This is a genomic window from Bacillus sp. FJAT-47783, from assembly GCF_022808615.1.
Lineage (GTDB): Bacteria > Bacillota > Bacilli > Bacillales > Aeribacillaceae > Bacillus_BZ.
On sequence record NZ_JAKZKS010000002.1, the window covers coordinates 47,901 to 67,849 of the forward strand.

Sequence of the window (19,949 nt, forward strand, 5' to 3'; positions counted from 1 at the left end):
TACGCTATATTGGTTATGGGGAACGTATATTTTCCAAACCTATAGATTATAGAAATCGGCTCATTCACTATTTCGACCTCTGAACAAAATGGCGTTAGCGATTTTGTTTAAGATATTCATACCGCATCTACCAGTTATTTGGTAAGATATAAGAAGAAAAATAATAGATAGGTGATAGGATGTTTACGAAAGCGATCGAAGCTCTACAAACATATTTCGGGTATTCGGATTTTCGAAAAGGGCAAAAAGAAATTGTCGAAAAACTGTTGCGTGGACATGATACAATTGGGATTTTACCTACTGGTGGTGGAAAATCGATTTGTTATCAAGTACCCGCACTATGTTTGGAAGGGGTAACACTCGTTATTTCACCGCTTATCTCCTTAATGAAGGATCAAGTGGATGCCTTAACACATATTGGAATTTCCGCAACGTTTTTGAACAGCTCTGTATCAAGTGGGGAAATCGAACAGCGCTTAATAAATGCGCAAAAGGGGGACTATCAATTAATTTACATCGCCCCAGAACGTTTAGAATCTCCTTCATTTCTACGCTTTTTACACAAGCTCCCGATTTCCCTCGTTGCCATCGATGAAGCCCATTGTGTCTCACAGTGGGGGCATGATTTCCGTCCACATTATCGAATGATTCGTCCCATGCTTGATGAGCTCTCGCCTAAACCGCGTATTGTTGCTCTAACCGCGACGGCAACGAAAGAAGTATTGCGTGATATTCAAACTCATTTTCGCATTGATTCATCCAATATTGTCGTGACTGGATTTGCGCGTGACAATTTGTCTTTTCATGTTGTAAAAGGAGTGAAAAAGCGTGACTTCCTTCTTGATTATGTCTCAAAAAATAAAAATCAGTCTGGAATTGTTTATGCAGCTACGAAAAAGGAAGTAGATCGTATCCATTCCTTCCTCCAAAAACGAAAAGTAAATGTTGCGAAATATCATGCAGGGATGGGAAAGGAAGAAAGGGAGAGAGAGCAGGAACGGTTTTTACATGATGACGTGCAAGTGATGGTAGCGACAAATGCTTTTGGAATGGGCATTGATAAATCGAATGTTCGCTATGTTTTGCATAACAATATGCCGAAAAACATGGAGTCCTATTATCAAGAAGCAGGGCGAGCGGGAAGAGATGGAGAACCGAGTGAATGTGTTTTATTATTTTCTCCTCAAGATATTCAAACGCAAAAATTTTTACTTGGCCAAACGAATTTAACAGCAGACTTAAAAGAGAAGGAATACGAAAAGCTGAAGCAAATGGTCGATTATTGCCATACTGAGTCGTGTTTACAAACGTATATTTTGCATTATTTTGGAGACCGTACGGAGACGAGCCAGTGTGGCCGATGCAGTAATTGTACCGATGACCGTCCAAAAGTCGATATGACAACAGAGGCGCAAATGATTCTTTCATGTATAAAACGAATGGGAGAAAAGTTTGGAAAGACGTTAGTGGCACAAGTGTTAAAGGGATCAAAAAGTAAGCGTGTGTTGGAATTGAAGTTTCAAGAACTTTCAACATATGGGTTACTAAAAAAGCTTCCGGAAAAAGACATCGTCCAATTAATTGATTTTCTCATTGCAGAAGGGTATGCAACATTAAATGGAGATCAATACCCTGTTGTTACTTTAAATGAACAGTCATATCGTGTCTTAAAAGGAGAACAAAAGGTTTGGAAAAGAGAAGCAATTAAAACGAAGCAGATTGCTGTTGATGACGAGTTATTTGAACGATTAAGAACGGTGCGAAAAGAATTAGCTGCACAAGAAAAAGTGGCGCCATTTGTTATTTTTGCCGATAGTGCACTTCGAGACATGTGCGAGCTACTGCCGACCACCATTGAACAGTTTTTATCGGTTAAAGGAGTCGGGCAGAAAAAAGCAGAAGTGTATGGAACGTCGTTTTTGAATGTCATTCGTTCGTATGTAGAGGAGAAGGGAATTCAACCGATTAAAAGGGTTGAAAAATCGACCGTTAAAGATGATATACCAAGCCATATTCAATCCTACAATCGATTTCAAGAAGAGCAAAGTATTGAAGCAATTGCGAAGGAAAGAGGTTTATCTGTCGTAACCATCGAAAATCATTTATTTCGATGTGCCCAAGAAGGACTCAACCTTGACTGGAGCCACTTCATTTCTTCAAAGGACCATGAAGAGATGATTTTAAACAAAATAAACGAAATCGGTGCAGAAAAATTGAAGCCATTAAAAGAAGAACTGCCAGAAGACATTACGTATCGCGAAATTAAAGCGGTTATAATGAAACACTTTTAAAGAAAAAGCTTAATATTATCACGATTAAAAAGGATTTATTTTCTTTGCTTATAGATAATGACACTTTAATAATAAAAGGCGTAAGAAAGATTGTATTGGAACGGGGTTTATCATGACAAGAAAGAAAAAGTTTAATGAAGAGGATATCATGAGGGCAACGGAAGAATTACTTCTTGAACGTGGCTATGATCAGTTTCACTTTAAGGCTCTTTCCGAAAAGCTGGCCATTTCTCGGAGTACGATTTATGAGTATTATTCGAATAAGGAAGAATTAATTAAAGTTTATATGAAACAAGTGATGACTTCCATTTTCAAAGAGTTAGAAAAGATTGACCAAGAAGATGAACCGTTAGAACAATTAAAGCAAATGCTGCAACTCTTTTTGAAATATTACAAAATACGTCATGTTTTTCATAGTAAACAATTTGCATTTTCAGAAAGTATGCAAGATATGTATAAAGATTTTCAAAAAATTCGAGAGAAAATTGTTCGGGTTATACAACGTGGGAAAGAGCTTGAATTAATTCGATCGGATATACCTGACGAAATGATGGTGAACTTATTTTTCTATGCTATTGAAATGCCGAATTTGCATAGTGGGTCAGTAGAGGATGTCAGCGAGTATTTGTATAAAATTTTTGTCGAAGGAATAAAAAGATAGTGCATACCATTTTAGTTGACACATGTGTCGGATTGTTGTTTTAATTAAACTGACACATGTGTCAATTTTTTTGAGGGGAGTTAAAGGATGAATTTTTTGACTCGGTTTAGCTTGAAAAATGCTGTCGCTGTCTTCATTATTTCATTTCTTTTTATTATAGGAGGTCTTTACTCGTTCAATAAGCTGAAAGTGGATTTATTGCCAAACATTGAGTTTCCGCAGCTTTCGGTTGAAATTGTATTTCCAGGAGCTTCTCCAGAAGACATTCATGAGCAAGTAACGGAGAAACTAGAAAACCGATTTAAATCCATTGAAGGGCTTAAATCGATGCAAAGCTCCTCCTTCGAGAGTATCGCCATCATTAACTTAGAATTTCCATTTAATACCGAAGTTGATAAAATAGAACAAAAAGTAAATGAATATATAGGAGATGCGGATATTCCAGAAAATGTTCAAACAAAAGTGAACCGCTTTTCGTTTGGAACGTTTCCGATTTACAATATTTCTTTATTTGCAAAAAGTGATGCAGATCTTGAAAAGATTTTAGAAGAAGAGATTGTTCCGAAACTCAATAAAATAGAAGGAATCAATAGTGTCTCTGTAGGAGGGCTAAAGGAAGAACTTCTACAAATCACGGTAGATAAGCAAAAAGCTCAAGCTGTTGGCCTGAGCTTAGAGCAAATTAAACAACAAATTAATCAAAAATATTTATCCTTCCCAGCCGGAAATATAGGAATTGATAACTTGAACATTCCGATCCGTGTAGAAGAAAGTCTTGATGCTGTGGATGAAGTAGAAGATTTACAGCTTACTCCATCCTTTGCACAAGGGAATACTCCACCTATCAAGCTAAAAGATATTGCTGTGATTAAAAAGGTTACAGAGCAACCAGAGATAACCCGATACAATTTACAAGACTCTCTCTCGATGGCTATTACAAAAAAACAGGATGCGAATACGGTTCAAGTGGCTGAGGAAGTTCTTGACGTGTTAAATGCTTATTCAGATCAAGTGGAATATGCCATCGGCTTTGATTCCGCAGAGGGTATTGAAAAGTCCGTAGAAACGTTAATCAAAGAAGGTCTATTAGGAGCATTATTTGCTTCCATAGCTGTTTTAGTTTTCTTACGGAACGTTCGGGCAACTATTATTGCCATTATTTCGATTCCACTTTCATTACTAGTTGCGTCTATTTTCTTATATCGTTTAGATATTTCACTAAATATCATGACGCTTGGTGGAATGGCGGTTGCTGTAGGACGTGTCGTCGATGATAGCATTGTTGTCATAGAAAATATTTTTAGACGTGTCAGAAAGTCAAAAGAAAAAATCAATAATGGAATCATCCTTGATTCTACGAAAGAAATATTAAAAGCGATTACTTCATCAACGATTACAACGATGGTTGTCTTTTTACCGTTAGGATTTGTAGGTGGAATTACTGGTGAATTTTTCTTGCCATTTGCTCTAACGGTCGTCATTGCTTTATTTATGTCACTAATCGTTTCAATCACGATTGTGCCAATCTTAGCAAAATTTTCGTTTAAAAAGGTACCAAAAGAAGAAAAAGAAACACTCCTTCAACAGCTTTATGAAAAAGCGATTAAATGGTCGTTATCTCATAAAATAGTTGTTATTCTATTTTCGATTGTGTTACTTGGTGGTTCTTTTGCCATCGTCCCGAAGTTAGGATTTGTCTTTATTCCGAACGAAGAGCAAAAGTCATTGGTCGCAAGTGTTGAGTTACCTTCATCAACTTCATTAGAAAAAACAAACGAAGTATCACTACAGCTTGAAGATATGTTTGACGAACAAGAAGAAATCGAAGAAGTAACAGCAGGAGTCGGAAGTCGTGACTTCCGAACGGGATTAAAGCGACAAAACCAAGCAAACTATTTCCTTACCTTAAAGGAAGGTGTGAATGTAAAAGGTTTTATTACAGAGTTAGAACAGAAGATGGAAGAAATTGTGTATGGAGAAGCGCGGAACTCGCAGCTCGGAGTTCAAGAACTAGAGTCAGGTGGGCCACCTTCAAACAACAATGTCAATATTAACTTATACTCAACCAATTTAACTGACCTTCAAGTGGCCGCGAAAAAAGTGGAAGAATACATGCTAGATCAAGAGAAATTGAAGTACGTTTCTAACAACTTTACGGAAAAACAAAAGCAAATAGTTGTCGATATCAATTCGAAAAAGTCATCACAATATCGATTATCTGGGTTCCAAATTCTAGGGACGGTAACGGATCAAACAAAGCCGGTAGAGGTAGGTACGTTAACATTAGATGATGAAAAACGTACCATTCAATTAGCATATGATGAAGAGCTCAAATCAATGGAGAGCTTAGAAAATACATTGCTCTTTACTGCACAGGGTCCGGTTCCTTTAAAGGAAGTGGCAAATGTACGCGAGGCAGAGACATTTACTTCAATTCAAAAGTTAGATGGAAAAGTGTTTGCACAAGTGTCTGCCCAAATTGACTCTGACAACATTCAAAAAGTTACACAAGAAGTAATTGCTGAAGTTGAAAAGCTCGATTTACCGGAAAGTGTCTCGCTTGAAGGTGGAGGCGGTAGTGATGAAACGGTTGAAACGTTTCAACAATTAGGACTTGCGATTTTAGTAGCAATTGGGCTTGTTTACATTACGATGCTCATTACGTTTGGAAAAGCGCGCATACCGTTTATCATTTTAACATCGCTTATCTTTGTCCCAATTGGTTCATTAATCGGATTATTTATTGCCAATGAACCGATGTCCGTAAGTGTTATGATCGGATTTCTGATGCTTATCGGGATTGTCACAACGAACGCCATTGTTCTCGTTGATCGTATTGGTCAAAATCGTGAAGAGAAGGGGATGACAATTCGCGAAGCCTTAATTGAAGCAGGAAAAACACGACTTCGACCGATACTAATGACGGCATTCGCAACAATTGCGGCATTAATTCCGTTAGCCTTCACAACGTCGTCAGGAACCTTAATTTCGAAAGGGTTGGCGATTACTGTCATTGGTGGATTAACGTCATCTACTATATTAACGCTCATCATCGTTCCTGTTGTTTACGAATTGTTCTTTTTTAAGCAAGAGAAAAAAGAAAGAAAAGGTATCGCGAACTAAAGAAACAGAGCTACCATCCTTTCAAAGGAGGTAGCTTTTTGTGCGATCATATTTTTAGATGTAAGAAATGCTATTTTTCTATTCCGAGAAGTTACAAGAAAAACGAAATATAGCGAAAATGCAAAAATATAACAATTTGTAATTGGAACTAAAAAGTTTGAGAGGGAATTTGGGAAGTATAGTGACCCATATAGCTTAGTGTTGCAAGTAAGTAGAAGGTAGTATTCATTTAATGATTTTATTTTTTAAAACACGAACTTTAGTTCGTGTTTTTGGTGATTTCTATGTTCATTATGGTACAATATGTATATGAATATGTGGAAATGGAGGCTTTGGCGTGAAAGATCGGTTTGAATTAGTTTCAAAGTATAAGCCACAAGGAGATCAGCCGAAAGCGATTAAGAAATTAGTTGAAGGAATTCAACAAGGAAAAAAGCATCAAACATTGTTAGGAGCGACAGGAACGGGTAAGACGTTTACGATATCGAATGTGATTAAAGAAATCAATAAACCGACGTTAGTCATTGCACATAATAAAACGTTAGCGGGTCAGCTCTATAGTGAGTTTAAAGAATTCTTCCCAAACAATGCTGTTGAGTATTTTGTCAGTTATTACGATTATTATCAACCAGAAGCATATGTGCCACAGACAGATACATATATCGAAAAAGATGCGAGCATTAATGATGAAATTGACAAGCTGCGCCACTCAGCAACGTCAGCTTTATTCGAAAGAAAAGACGTCGTTATTATCGCGAGTGTATCTTGTATTTACGGATTAGGTTCCCCGGAGGAGTACCGCGATTTAGTTGTTTCACTTCGTGTAGGAATGGACATTGAACGCAATGAATTATTGCGAAAGCTCGTTGATGTGCAGTATGTACGGAATGACATTGATTTTCAGCGTGGGAGATTCCGTGTCCGTGGGGATGTAGTCGAAATTTTTCCTGCTTCTCGAGATGAGCATTGCATTCGGATCGAGTTTTTCGGTGATGAAATTGATCGCATTCGGGAAGTGGATGCATTAACTGGGGAAATTATTGGAGATCGAGAACATGTCGCGATTTTTCCGGCATCTCACTTCGTCACTCGTGAAGAAAAAATGAAACTAGCGATTGAAAGTATCGCAAAAGAGCTTGAAGAGTGCTTAGCGGAAATGCGTGAAAACGGAAAGCTTCTGGAAGCCCAACGTTTAGAACAACGAACACGCTACGATTTAGAAATGATGAGAGAAATGGGCTTTTGCTCGGGAATTGAAAACTACTCACGCCATTTAACATTGCGACCAGAGGGGTCCACTCCGTATACGTTACTCGATTATTTTGGGGATGATTTTCTTATTGTCATTGATGAATCACATGTGACCATCCCACAAATTCGCGGGATGTATAATGGTGACCAGGCGCGTAAACAAGTGCTCGTTGACCATGGCTTCCGTCTTCCGTCTGCAAAAGATAACCGTCCGCTTCAATTTGAAGAATTTGAAAAACATATGAAAAATGTTGTGTACGTATCTGCAACGCCGGGGCCGTACGAATTGGAGAAAACACCGGTAGTTGTTGAGCAAATTATTCGCCCTACTGGCTTATTAGACCCAACCATTGATGTTCGGCCTATTCAAGGGCAAATCGATGATTTAATTGGTGAAATTCATAAAAGAGTTGCACGGAATGAGCGTGTTTTAGTCACGACGTTAACGAAAAAAATGTCAGAGGATTTAACCGATTATTTAAAGGAAATTGGGATAAAAGTTAATTACTTGCATTCCGAAATTAAAACATTAGAACGTATTGAAATTATTCGTGATTTACGATTAGGAAAGCATGAAGTATTAGTTGGGATTAACTTATTAAGAGAAGGTCTCGATATACCTGAAGTGTCACTTGTGGCCATTTTAGATGCTGACAAAGAAGGGTTTTTGCGCTCGGAGCGTTCACTAATCCAAACAATTGGCCGTGCTGCACGTAATGCGAATGGTCATGTCATTATGTATGCTGATAAGATGACGAACTCAATGGAAATAGCCATTAACGAAACGAAGCGACGACGTGCCATTCAAGAGGAATATAACAAAAAGCATGGCATTAAACCGATGACCATTAAAAAGGAAATTCGTGATGTAATTCGGGCAACATACGCAGCAGAACAACAAGAAGTATACAAAGAAGATGCTGCACGAAATGTAAGCAAATTGTCGAAGAAAGAACGTGAAAAAGTAATTGAGAAAATGGAAGCCGAAATGAAGGAAGCGGCTAAAGCGCTTGATTTCGAACGGGCAGCCGAATTACGTGACCTTATACTTGAGTTGAAAGCGGAAGGATGATTGGAAGATGGCAATGGATAAAATCATTGTTAAAGGAGCTAGAGCTCACAATTTAAAAAACATTGACGTGACCATTCCTCGTGATAAGCTCGTCGTCGTAACAGGGCTTTCAGGTTCAGGGAAATCATCCTTAGCCTTTGACACCATTTATGCAGAAGGGCAGCGACGTTATGTCGAATCGTTGTCTGCTTATGCACGTCAATTTTTAGGCCAGATGGATAAACCGGATGTTGATGCGATTGAAGGTTTGTCACCTGCAATTTCTATTGATCAAAAAACGACGAGTCGAAATCCTCGTTCAACAGTTGGAACTGTGACGGAAATATATGATTATTTACGTTTATTGTTTGCCCGTGTTGGGCGTCCAACATGTCCTAATCACGGAATCGAAATTACATCGCAAACGATTGAGCAAATGGTGGATCGTATTTTGGAATACCCAGAGCGAACAAAGCTACAAATTTTAGCTCCCGTCGTTTCAGGGAGAAAAGGAACACATGTGAAAACGTTTGAGGAAATTAAAAAACAAGGGTATGTACGTGTTCGTGTCGATGGGGAAATGATGGAGCTTTCAGAAGACATCGAGCTTGCAAAAAATAAAAAGCATTCGATTGAAGTCGTTGTCGACCGGATTGTTGTCAAGGAAGGAATTGCAACGCGATTAGCGGATTCTTTAGAAACAGCCTTACAGCTTGGGGAAGGGCGCGTCATGATCGATGTTATTGGTGAAGAGGAGCTTTTGTTTAGTGAACACCATGCTTGTCCCATTTGCGGCTTTTCAATAGGTGAATTAGAACCGAGAATGTTTTCTTTTAACAGCCCGTTTGGAGCATGTCCAGACTGTGACGGATTGGGGACGAAATTAGAGGTAGACTTAGACCTCGTCATCCCGAATCATGATTTATCTTTACGAAACCATGCTTTAGCACCTTGGGAACCGACAAGCTCACAATATTATCCACAATTGCTCGAGTCTGTTTGTAATCATTACGGAATTGACATGGACCTTCCAGTGAAAGACATTCCGAAGCACTTATTAGAAAAAGTGCTATATGGTAGTGATGGCGAGAAAATTTATTTTCGTTATGAGAATGATTTAGGGCAAGTTCGTGAAAATTATATTGAGTTTGAAGGGGTCGTCCGTAATATTGAACGGCGATATCGTGAAACGACATCTGATTATATTCGCGAGCAGATGGAAAAATATATGGCACAACAAGCATGCCCAACGTGTAAAGGTCATCGTTTAAAAAAAGAAAGTTTATCTGTTCTTATAAATGGTAGACACATTGGGGAAATCACTTCATTGTCCATTCATGAAGCACTTGACATGTTTGAAGGACTTTCTCTTACAGAAAAGGAAATGAAAATCGCTTATTTAATCTTAAAAGAAATTAAAGAGCGGTTGAGTTTCTTAGTAAATGTCGGACTTGATTATTTGAATTTAAGCCGTTCTGCAGGGACGTTATCGGGTGGGGAAGCACAGCGCATCCGTTTAGCGACTCAGATTGGCTCGCGATTAACCGGTGTACTATACATTTTAGATGAGCCTTCCATCGGCCTTCATCAACGCGATAATGATCGATTAATTCACACATTGCAAAACATGCGAGATATTGGAAATACGCTAATTGTTGTTGAGCATGATGAAGATACGATGCTTGCCGCTGACTATTTATTAGATATTGGACCAGGTGCTGGGATACATGGTGGACAAATTGTATCAGCGGGGACACCAGAAGAAGTAATGAATGATTCCAATTCATTAACAGGCCAATATTTATCAGGGATAAAGTTCATTCCGCTGCCAATTGAGCGCAGGAAGCCTGATGGACGATATATTGAAATTAAAAATGCTCGTGAGAATAATTTAAAAAATGTTTCTGTTAAATTTCCGTTAGGAACATTTATTTCCGTAACGGGGGTATCCGGCTCGGGAAAAAGTACACTCGTGAACGAAATTTTACACAAAGCGCTTGCCCAAAAGCTCCACAAGGCTAAAACAAAACCAGGGGAGCATAAAGAGATTAAAGGAATAGATCATTTAGATAAAGTCATCGATATTGATCAATCACCAATTGGGCGAACACCTCGTTCAAACCCGGCAACGTATACGGGAGTGTTTGACGATATTCGGGATGTATTTGCTGCAACAAATGAGGCGAAAGTTCGAGGGTACAAAAAAGGACGTTTCAGTTTCAATGTAAAAGGTGGACGTTGTGAAGCGTGTCGAGGAGACGGCATTATTAAAATTGAAATGCACTTCTTACCAGATGTGTACGTCCCTTGTGAAGTGTGTCATGGGAAACGATACAATCGTGAAACGCTCGAAGTCCATTATAAAGGGAAAAATATTGCCGATGTATTGGAAATGACAGTAGAGGATGCATTGAAATTTTTTGAAAACATCCCAAAAATTAAACGGAAACTACAAACCATTTATGATGTAGGACTTGGCTATATAAAGCTCGGTCAACCTGCAACAACTTTGTCAGGCGGAGAGGCGCAGCGTGTAAAACTTGCTTCAGAGCTTCACCGTCGCTCAACAGGAAGATCCTTATATATTTTAGATGAACCAACGACCGGATTACATGTTGATGATATAGCGCGGTTATTAAAAGTGTTACAACGACTTGTTGAAAACGGTGATACAGTCCTTGTTATTGAGCATAACCTAGATGTCATTAAAACAGCTGATTACATTATTGATCTTGGTCCAGAAGGTGGTTCGGGAGGCGGTACCATTGTCGCAAAAGGAACACCGGAACAAGTAGCGGAAGTAGAAGGATCCTACACAGGAAAATACTTAAAGCCTATTTTAGTCCGTGATCGAGAGCGAATGCAACAGCTTATACACGAAACAGAAGCTATGCTTAAACATTGACGTACACACGGTACAACAGGGGATTAGCAACGATTTGCTAGTCCCCTGTTTTTTATTATGGCTTATTAGTAGAGCATAAGTTTGCACATTTGGTGTTTATAAAAGAAAGTGATGGAAAACCGTGAGGAACCGATAAATAAATATGAGAAAGTGATGGAAAACTGTGCGAAAGTGATGGAAAAAATCGAAAAGCGGTAAAAAAACGTGTGAAACCGATAAAAAAGATGCGAAAGTGATGGAAAACCGTGAGGAAGTGATGGGAAAAATCGAAAAGCGATAAAAAACCGTGAGGAACCGATAAATAAACATGAGAAAGTGATGGAAAAAGGTGCGAAAGTGATGGAAAAAATCGTGATGTGAGTGAAACATTCACAACGTTCATTCGTATTATTAGTCATAGGAGATTGACAATCGTTAAGTTTGTTTGCCACTGGGCTGATTTTTATCGTAGCAATCATTGATTTTATAATTTGTCCAAGTAGTTAAAATCAGTTTCAAAATAGTAATAAAAAAGGAGAATTAGGGATGAAAGAGGAGCGTAAACGAATATTAAAATTGGTTGAAGAAGGGAAGCTATCGGCTGAAGAAGCTATCATGTTAATCGAAAAGCTTGAGGAAGAATACGAGCATACACAAACAAAGAAACTTCATGAGCTATCTGTAGACGTTTTATCACAAGAAGAGCAAACAGAAGATGCGAAAAAAAAGGAATCGAAAGTTTCAACGATTACTGCAAAATTACTAGATTTTGTCGATACGGCCGTACAAAAAGTGAAGGAGCTTGATATTGATTTTCCATTTGGCCCTTCTGTTCAATTTTCTCATATATTTCAACTTCAACAAGTTCATGTAGAGGAGCTTTTCGTTCATATTGTAAACGGGAGTGTTAACATTGAAACATGGCAGGATCAAGACATTCGTGTAGAATGTGATGTGAAAGCTTATAAAACAGAAGATATGGCGGCTGCAAGAGAGTTTTTTTTACAAAATAGCCAATGTCAAATAGAAGGAAATCGCTTCGTTCTATTTGTTGATAAAAAGACGTTAAAGGTGAATACAACGATTTATGTTCCAGATAAAGTGTATCACCAATTGAAAATTAAATTGTTTAATGGCCCGATTAGAGGGGAACAGTTAAAAATAGAAAACTTAAAAGCAAAAACAGCAAATGGCATGATTTCATTCAAACATGTCAAAGGAAAAATGGCGGAAGCAGAAACAGCGAACGGGCAAATAAAATGGAACGCTTTCTCATACGATGAGTTAGAATTAGAGACGGTTAACGGAATGATTGATGTTCAGGGAAATGTCCAAAAGCTTGATGTGCAAAGCTTTAACGGGAACCTTCTTATTTCTTTGACAGAGCCAGAGTGTCGCACATTATATGCAAAGACGACAACAGGAAATATTGAATTGACAATTCCGGAGCAAATGACAACACAAGGTGAATTAAAGTCGAATTTAGGGTCGTTTTCCTATGATGAGGAAAACATAACAGTGACCGATCAAAAAAATGAAGTGTTACAAAAAGAAGTAAAATTTAAGAAAGCAGGGACATCGGATGAGAAGCTTACCGTATTTGCTGAAACGAAAACGGGTTCCGTTACCATAACTAGTTAGGAGAATGGAAAATGAAACGTTTATATCGTAAGAATAAAGGTCGAAAATTAGGTGGGGTTCTTGGTGGAATTGCTCAATATTTTCAGATTGATCCAACTTTAGTGCGACTTATTTTTATCATTTTGTTCATTGTCACATCATTTATTCCATTTGCGATGATATATGTAGTCGCATATGTAATCATGCCGGAAGAAGAGGATGTAGGTACAGATGCTTTCTAGATGGTTTATTAGTATCATCGTCAATGCCATAATATTAATCGTTGTCGCTGGTTATTTCGATTCATTTTATTTAAGTGGTATAGGAGCAGCCATTATCGCTAGTTTACTTCTTTCTATATTAAATGTACTTGTAAAACCGTTTTTAATTTTACTGACGTTGCCTGTTACTGTTTTAACGTTTGGGTTCTTTTTGTTTATTATTAATGCGATCACACTTATGATTGCACAAGGAATTATGGGAGATGCCTTTAATATCGATGGCTTTGGAACGGCTATATTAGCGTCGATATTTATATCTTTATTAAATTTAATGATATATAAAGCGATAATTGAACCGTTAAGTGAGCGAAAATAAAAAGTGTTATACTTGCGGTTAAGTATAGTTAGGAAGCGATAAATGGCTTCCTTTTTTTATTGTTTCAGAAAGCGTTAAAATACAATGAATGGAGCTTTGTCCAAGGCAAGCACCTACCCGTTCCCATCCAATAAAGGTTTATTAAGTGAAGAACATTTTTCCCTGAGGGTGTGCAAGGCGCCCTGCATTTTCTTGTATTGAAAAGGTTAAGTTTTCGGTGGCCAGCGAAAGCTCCTAGCCCCTCGCTCGAGTCAAAAACGTGAAGCTGATTGTGTTTTTCTTATTGTCACCTAACATACGTTTTTCACCTTTAGGAAAAGCTACTTTTAGGTGATGAAAATGAAAACGTTAAAATATCGTTGGTCTATGTTCCTAGCCGTTATCATCACGATATCAACGATGTTGAGCTGTAGTGTAAACAAACAGGATGTAGTAGAAGTAAGCGCTTGGCTGAAAGCTTCTAGCCAAGCGTATCATGATACAATTGTTTGGCTGTCCGATACACAATATTATTCAGAATCATATCCTCATATTTTTCAAAATCAAATTGATTGGATGTTATCAAACCGTTCGAATTGGAATATTCAATACGTCATTCATACAGGAGATATCGTCAACAAAGCGGATGAAAAAATTCAGTGGCTTCGAGCTCATACGATTTTAAAGCAGTTGGATAAACAAAAAATGCCATATGGTGTATTAGCTGGTAACCATGATTTAATTAAAAATAAGTCGTATGAGCCATTTTCATTTTATTTCGGAGAGAAGCGTTTCCGTGGCAAAGAGTATTACGGTGGTTCATACAAAAATAACCGTGGCCATTATGACTTAATCAAGTTAGGAGATACGCCGTTTATCATTCTTTATATGGGGTGGGGAGTCGGCTCGGATGAAATCGATTGGATGAATCAAGTGCTAAAAGCTTTTCCAGAGCGAATGGCGATTCTTGCCTTTCATAAATATTTACATAAAAATAAAAGACGGACGTTTGAAGGAAGAAAAATCTTTCATGAAGTGGTTAAACGAAATGAAAATGTAAAGGTTGTGCTAAGTGGCCATTATGATGACAGTGAACACATTGTAACAGAAATTGACGATGATCAAGATGGTACCCCTGACCGCAAAGTGTACGAGATTTTAGCGGATTATCAAGGGGCACCAGAAGGAGGACAAGGATTTTTACGATTGCTCCACTATTATCCAGATCGTTCTAAAATATATGTTCGAACGTATTCGCCATATTTGGACAAGTATTACTATTACTCACCTTTTAAACATCCGGGGAAAGATGAATTTTGGATCGATTTATAGCAGGTTGAAATTTTAAAATGGCCAATTCGTTCATGATCATTCAGTAGAGGGAAGCCCCCCACTGAATGAGGTTAATCTTGATTTGAAGCTTTTGTAATGAAAGGAGAATAGCCTTTTTGCTTCAGTTCGTTAGCAAGCCTTTCCGCGTTTTCTAATTTTGTAAAGGCACCAACTTGCACTTTATAAAGGTGCGTGTTAGTTGGCTGAGTTGCTGTTTTCTTTTCAAGTTGATAAAAATGTTGGATGGAGCGTGCCAAAGCCTTTGCACAAGTTTGTCTGTAGCTTTCTGACTTTAATAATGCTGCCTCTTGTTGATTCGTCATAAACCCGCACTCACATAAGACTGCGGTCATCTTCGTCTCACGTAGGACATGGAAATTGGCTGTTTTCACACCACGGTCTTTTCGACCTGTTGCTAATACGAGCTCACGCTGAATCTTTTTAGCGAGCTTTTCAGCTTCTTTTGGACGAGATGGATAAATATATGTTTCAATTCCGTGCACATCATTCCAATGCTTCCCATCTCCGTATGCATTTGCATGAATGGATAGGAACAAGTGAACATCTAAATCATTGGCAATCTTTGTTCTCATTTGTAATGGAACATCGCGGTCATCTGAATGAGTAAAGAACACGTTTACTTGTTTAAACTTCTTTAACTCTGCTTTTAAATGGTGGGCAACTGATCGGTTAAATTCATACTCTTTCATCCCATCTACCGTCTGTTTTCCTTTTGTCTCATAGCCATGTCCGGCATCAATCGCAATTTTCATACTCAAGTACAATTCCTCCTTTTTATCGTCTTCATTTACCTTTTAGACGGAAACGGGCCAAAGAGTAGCATTTACAATGTTGATTCCTTTGTAGTTTTGGTCAAGGTGGAAAAATGCTACAATATAGGAGTGTGAAATGAGATTACAGTTACGCTCATCATAGAGAAGGATGACATCATGATGGTGAAGGAGGAAAATGAGGTGCTCAAGGTTCGTACGAAAGATATTATTGAAAATTTTCAAATGGAGTTAATTAGTGGAGGAGAAGGGGTTAGCCGCCCTATTACGACGAGTGATTTATCAAGACCAGGTATAGAAATCGCAGGTTTTTTTACATATTATCCGAAAGAACGTGTTCAACTTTTAGGGATGACAGAACTTACATTTTTTCAAAAATTAACGGATGAGGAAAAGGCTAGCCGCATGGCTCAATTATGTACAGAGGCAACTCCAGCGATCATTGTATCTCGCGATATGGATGTCCCTAAGGAATTAATTGAAGCATCTGAAGAGGCGAATGTTCCGGTATTGCGGTCACCATTAAAAACGACAAGGTTAGCAAGCCGATTAACCAATTTTTTAGAGAGTAAGCTTGCCCCAACGACAGCTATTCATGGTGTATTAGTCGATATTTACGGTGTAGGTGTTTTAATAACAGGAAAAAGTGGTGTCGGGAAAAGTGAAGCCGCTTTAGAATTAGTTAAACGCGGACATCGTCTCGTTGCAGACGATTGTGTAGAAATTCGCCAAGAAGATCAAGATACACTCATTGGAAATGCCCCTGAATTAATTCGTCATTTATTAGAAATCCGTGGTCTCGGAATCATTGATGTCATGACATTATTTGGCGCGGGTGCAGTAAGAAACTACAAGCGTATTACGCTTGTCATTAACTTGGAGCTTTGGGATCAAACGAAACAATATGATCGGTTAGGGCTTGAAGAAGAGAAGATGAAAATTTTAGATACAGAAATTACCCGTTTAACAGTTCCCGTTCGTCCAGGACGTAACTTGGCCGTGATTATCGAAGTGGCCGCAATGAATTATCGCTTGAAAAAAATGGGTTTCAATGCGGCGAAACAATTTACAAACAAATTAGCCAATGTTATTGAAGAGGACCATGAGGAGTTTCAATAAAAAAATGTTTGGAGAGGAATGAAAGTAGTGGAAGCAACGATTCAACCATTAGACCGCGTCGCGTTTGAATTAGGTCCAATCCAAGTGTATTGGTACGGTCTTATTATCGGTTTCGGCGCATTACTGGGGCTTTGGTTAGCTGTAAGAGAAAGTGAACGACGCGGGTTACATAAAGATTTGTTTGTCGATTTAGTGTTAATCGCATTGCCGTTAGCGATTGTTGGCGCTCGTACTTATTACGTTCTGTTTCAATGGGATTATTATTCTCAAAACCTTGCTGACATTCCAAAAATTTGGCAAGGAGGGCTTGCGATTCATGGTGGATTAATCGCAGCGATTTTAACAGGATACGTATTTGCCAGAGTTAAGAACGTATCCTTTTGGAAAATTGTCGATATTGCCGCACCTAGTATTATTCTTGGGCAAGCAATCGGTCGTTGGGGAAACTTTATGAACCAGGAGGCACATGGTGGTCCTGTCACAAGGGAGTTTCTTGAAAACTTACATCTACCTGATTTTATTATTAACCAAATGTATATTAACGGACAGTATTACCACCCAACATTCCTATATGAATCAATATGGAATTTGATAGGATTTGTCATTCTTCTTTCACTTCGGAAAGTGAATTTACGTCAGGGAGAATTGTTTTTATCGTACGTCATTTGGTATTCAATCGGCCGCTTCTTTATAGAAGAAATGCGAACAGATAGCTTAATGTTAACGGAGTCCCTTCGAATCGCCCAGGTTGTTTCTATCTCGCTTATTGTCGTAGCGGTTTTGATCCTTATCATTCGTAGAGTGACGGGCATGGCGAATAAACGATATTTAGATCCAGAAAAATAAGGGGGATGAAGGATGGATGTAAAGGCGAGCATTCGAGCAGGTTGGAAAGTAGGGTTGAGTACGACGTGGACACTTGGGAAAGTCATTTTTCCTATTACGCTCCTTGTCTCGGTTTTACAGCATACATGGTTATTAGATTGGATTATTGACTTCATTACGCCAGCAATGGGTATTTTTGGCTTGCAAGGGGATGCGGCGATTCCGCTCGTGCTCGGTAACTTTTTAAATTTATATGCAGGGATTGGCGCGATTTTAACGTTAGATTTAACTGTAAAAGAAGTGTTCATTCTTGCCGTCATGCTTTCTTTCTCTCATAATTTAATCATCGAATCTACCGTTGCGAGTAAAGTTGGCATTAAGGTGTGGGTGATTTTAGTTGTTCGTTTAGGTCTTGCCTTCTTCTCTGCCATTGTCATTAATTTGCTGTGGCAAGGCGGGGGAGAAAAAGCGAAGTATGGCTTTATTTCGCAATCAGAAGAATCAGTATCAGGTTGGTTTGCTATTTTCGTTGATGGCTTGGAAAAAGCAGCGATTGGTGTCATTCAGTTAGCGATCATTGTGATTCCGTTAATGATGATCATTCAATTTATGAAAGATTTAGGGTGGCTCCATACATTTTCTAAATGGATGGCACCTGTTACACGCGCTCTCGGGATGAAAGAAAACACGTCGATGACATTAGTGGCTGGTTTAACAATTGGTTTAGCCTACGGTGCAGGTGTCATGATTCAAGCGGTGAAAGAAGATGGTGTTAGTAAACGAGATTTAACGTTAGCTTTTATCTTTTTAGTCGCTTGCCATGCAGTAGTAGAAGATACGTTAATATTCGTTCCGCTTGGGATTCCTGTGTTACCTCTTCTCATTATACGGTTAGTGGCAGCGGTTATGTTAACGATGATGGTTGGATTTGTTTGGAAGAAAAAAGTGGGTGTTACAGCAAGGGAAGGAGCAGCATATGAAAATTAATACGTTATTATTTGATTTAGACGGAACATTAATTAATACAAATGACTTAATTATTGAGTCCTTTATGCATACGTTAGAGCATTATTTTCCCGGACGGTTTACCCGTAAGGATATATTATCCTTTATCGGACCTCCGCTCATAGATACGTTTGGCAAATTAGATCCAGATCGTATGGAAGAAATGGTAGCCACATACCGAAAATTTAATCATGAACAGCACGATATTCTCGTAAAAGAGTTTGAGACAGTTTATGATACAGTGAAAACACTTCATGAAAAAGGGTATAAGTTAGGGATTGTGACAACAAAAATTCGTGAAACGGTGAATATGGGTTTAAAGCTTACAAAGCTTGATACATTTTTCGATGTCGTCGTGACCCTTGATGATGTTGAACACGCCAAGCCGCATCCAGAACCGATTTTGAAAGCATTAGCACAATTAGATGCGAAGCCTGAGGAAGCGATGATGATTGGTGACAATGTTCACGATATTGATGCAGGAAAAAATGCTGGAACGAAAACAGTGGGTGTTGCATGGAGTTTGAAAGGGGAAGAGTATATTCGCTCCCATAACCCTGATTATATCGTATCAAAGATGAGCGATATTCTGTCAATCGTTGGAGTGGAATAAGTGTGAGAAGAACGACAAAATATCCTATAGGCGGTCCGAATTCATTATGGCAAGTTTACAAAACCGTTTCATTTTGGAAAGTGTTTAAAAATGTCATCATTATTTTTATCGGTCGATTTTTACCCTTTATGTCGGTAAAAAATTGGCTGTATCGAACGTTTTTAAGAATGAACATAGGTCCGTATTCATCACTCGCCTTTATGGTCATGGTCGATATCATGTTTCCAGAAAAAATAAAAGTCGGGCGAAATAGTATAATTGGTTATAACACGACCATTCTTGCTCACGAATATTTAGTTGATGAATACCGTCTCGGAGAAGTTGAAATTGGAGATGAAGTAATGGTCGGCGCCAACAGTACCATTCTTCCTGGTGTTAAAATTGGAAACCGTGCCATTGTAGCGGCAGGAACCGTCGTCCATAAAGACGTTCCTGAAGGCTGTTTCGTTGGCGGCAACCCAATGCAACTTATTTATACAAAAGAAGAAATGGAAAAACGGAAAGAAAAGGTATGAGTAAAAGAGAGACTCGTACCTTTTTTTCATACCAAATTAAAGGGAATCCGCAAGTTTGTTTCATATTCTCGCAAGTTTTGAAAGAAATCCGCAAGTAGTGAAAAATAGTCCACGAGTTCAAGAAAGAAATCCACAAGTTATGAAAATAGTACGCAAATCAAGAAAAAAATCCATAACCTTTAACTTTATTGACCTTCATAACAATTTGTAAGCAGGAATTATAATAATTTTGTGTAATTAACAGATATCAATGTAAAATTTTCCGAAAATAATTAAAAATGTATCATTTGAG

At 38.3% G+C, this 19,949-nt stretch carries 15 protein-coding genes; 14 read left to right on the forward strand and 1 reads right to left on the reverse strand.

Annotated elements, in window-relative coordinates; genetic code table 11:
* Positions 1-179: 179 nt before the first annotated feature.
* From recQ to MLD65_RS02655, 9 genes are all read left to right on the forward strand, one after another.
* Positions 180-2,291 (forward strand): DNA helicase RecQ, encoded by a 2,112-nt coding sequence (gene recQ, locus MLD65_RS02615; RefSeq protein WP_243290319.1) that lies wholly within the window; start codon positions 180-182, stop codon positions 2,289-2,291.
* 112 nt (positions 2,292-2,403) lie between these two features.
* A complete protein-coding gene (locus tag MLD65_RS02620) occupies positions 2,404-2,952 on the forward strand; it encodes a TetR/AcrR family transcriptional regulator (RefSeq protein WP_243290320.1) in 549 nt (182 codons plus the stop codon).
* An 87-nt stretch (positions 2,953-3,039) separates the two neighbouring features.
* Positions 3,040-6,075, forward strand: coding sequence for an efflux RND transporter permease subunit (locus MLD65_RS02625; RefSeq protein ID WP_243290321.1), 3,036 nt, complete (start codon positions 3,040-3,042; stop codon positions 6,073-6,075).
* 337 nt (positions 6,076-6,412) lie between these two features.
* Entirely contained in the window at positions 6,413-8,398 is a 1,986-nt protein-coding gene (gene uvrB / locus MLD65_RS02630) for an excinuclease ABC subunit UvrB (RefSeq protein WP_243290322.1), read from the forward strand.
* Between the two features lie 7 nt (positions 8,399-8,405).
* Complete coding sequence (gene uvrA / locus MLD65_RS02635) at positions 8,406-11,282, forward strand: excinuclease ABC subunit UvrA (RefSeq protein ID WP_243290323.1); 2,877 nt, start codon at positions 8,406-8,408, stop codon at positions 11,280-11,282.
* A 525-nt stretch (positions 11,283-11,807) separates the two neighbouring features.
* Positions 11,808-12,902 carry a DUF4097 family beta strand repeat-containing protein gene (locus MLD65_RS02640; RefSeq protein ID WP_243290324.1) on the forward strand — a complete coding sequence of 365 codons (1,095 nt, stop codon included), beginning with the start codon at positions 11,808-11,810 and terminating at the stop codon, positions 12,900-12,902.
* 11 nt (positions 12,903-12,913) lie between these two features.
* Complete coding sequence (locus MLD65_RS02645) at positions 12,914-13,123, forward strand: PspC domain-containing protein (protein WP_243290325.1); 210 nt, start codon at positions 12,914-12,916, stop codon at positions 13,121-13,123.
* On the forward strand, positions 13,113-13,478 hold the full coding sequence (locus MLD65_RS02650) for a phage holin family protein (protein ID WP_243290326.1): 366 nt from the start codon (positions 13,113-13,115) through the stop codon (positions 13,476-13,478). Before MLD65_RS02645 ends, MLD65_RS02650 begins: the two co-directional genes overlap by 11 nt.
* A gap of 339 nt (positions 13,479-13,817) precedes the next feature.
* Positions 13,818-14,789: a metallophosphoesterase gene (locus MLD65_RS02655; protein ID WP_243290327.1), complete on the forward strand. Its 972-nt coding sequence runs from the start codon at positions 13,818-13,820 to the stop codon at positions 14,787-14,789.
* Between the two features lie 71 nt (positions 14,790-14,860).
* On the opposite strand, the gene MLD65_RS02660 is transcribed toward MLD65_RS02655, so the two are convergent.
* Positions 14,861-15,562, reverse strand: coding sequence for an N-acetylmuramoyl-L-alanine amidase (locus tag MLD65_RS02660; RefSeq protein ID WP_243290513.1), 702 nt, complete (start codon positions 15,560-15,562; stop codon positions 14,861-14,863).
* Positions 15,563-15,763: 201 nt separating this feature from the next.
* On the opposite strand from MLD65_RS02660, the gene hprK reads away from it, so the two are divergent.
* From hprK to MLD65_RS02685, 5 genes are read left to right on the forward strand one after another with little or no spacing between them, the layout of a single operon-like run.
* Positions 15,764-16,699, forward strand: coding sequence for an HPr(Ser) kinase/phosphatase (hprK, locus tag MLD65_RS02665; protein ID WP_243290514.1), 936 nt, complete (start codon positions 15,764-15,766; stop codon positions 16,697-16,699).
* A gap of 18 nt (positions 16,700-16,717) precedes the next feature.
* Entirely contained in the window at positions 16,718-17,545 is an 828-nt protein-coding gene (gene lgt, locus MLD65_RS02670; RefSeq protein WP_279325938.1) for a prolipoprotein diacylglyceryl transferase, read from the forward strand.
* A 12-nt stretch (positions 17,546-17,557) separates the two neighbouring features.
* The gene (locus tag MLD65_RS02675) at positions 17,558-18,511 is read left to right on the forward strand and encodes a nucleoside recognition domain-containing protein (RefSeq protein ID WP_243290328.1); all 954 of its coding nucleotides are present in this window, start codon (positions 17,558-17,560) and stop codon (positions 18,509-18,511) included.
* A complete protein-coding gene (gene ppaX, locus MLD65_RS02680) occupies positions 18,501-19,142 on the forward strand; it encodes a pyrophosphatase PpaX (protein ID WP_243290329.1) in 642 nt (213 codons plus the stop codon). Before MLD65_RS02675 ends, ppaX begins: the two co-directional genes overlap by 11 nt.
* A gap of 2 nt (positions 19,143-19,144) precedes the next feature.
* A complete protein-coding gene (locus tag MLD65_RS02685) occupies positions 19,145-19,657 on the forward strand; it encodes an acyltransferase (RefSeq protein ID WP_243290330.1) in 513 nt (170 codons plus the stop codon).
* Positions 19,658-19,949: the final 292 nt, after the last annotated feature.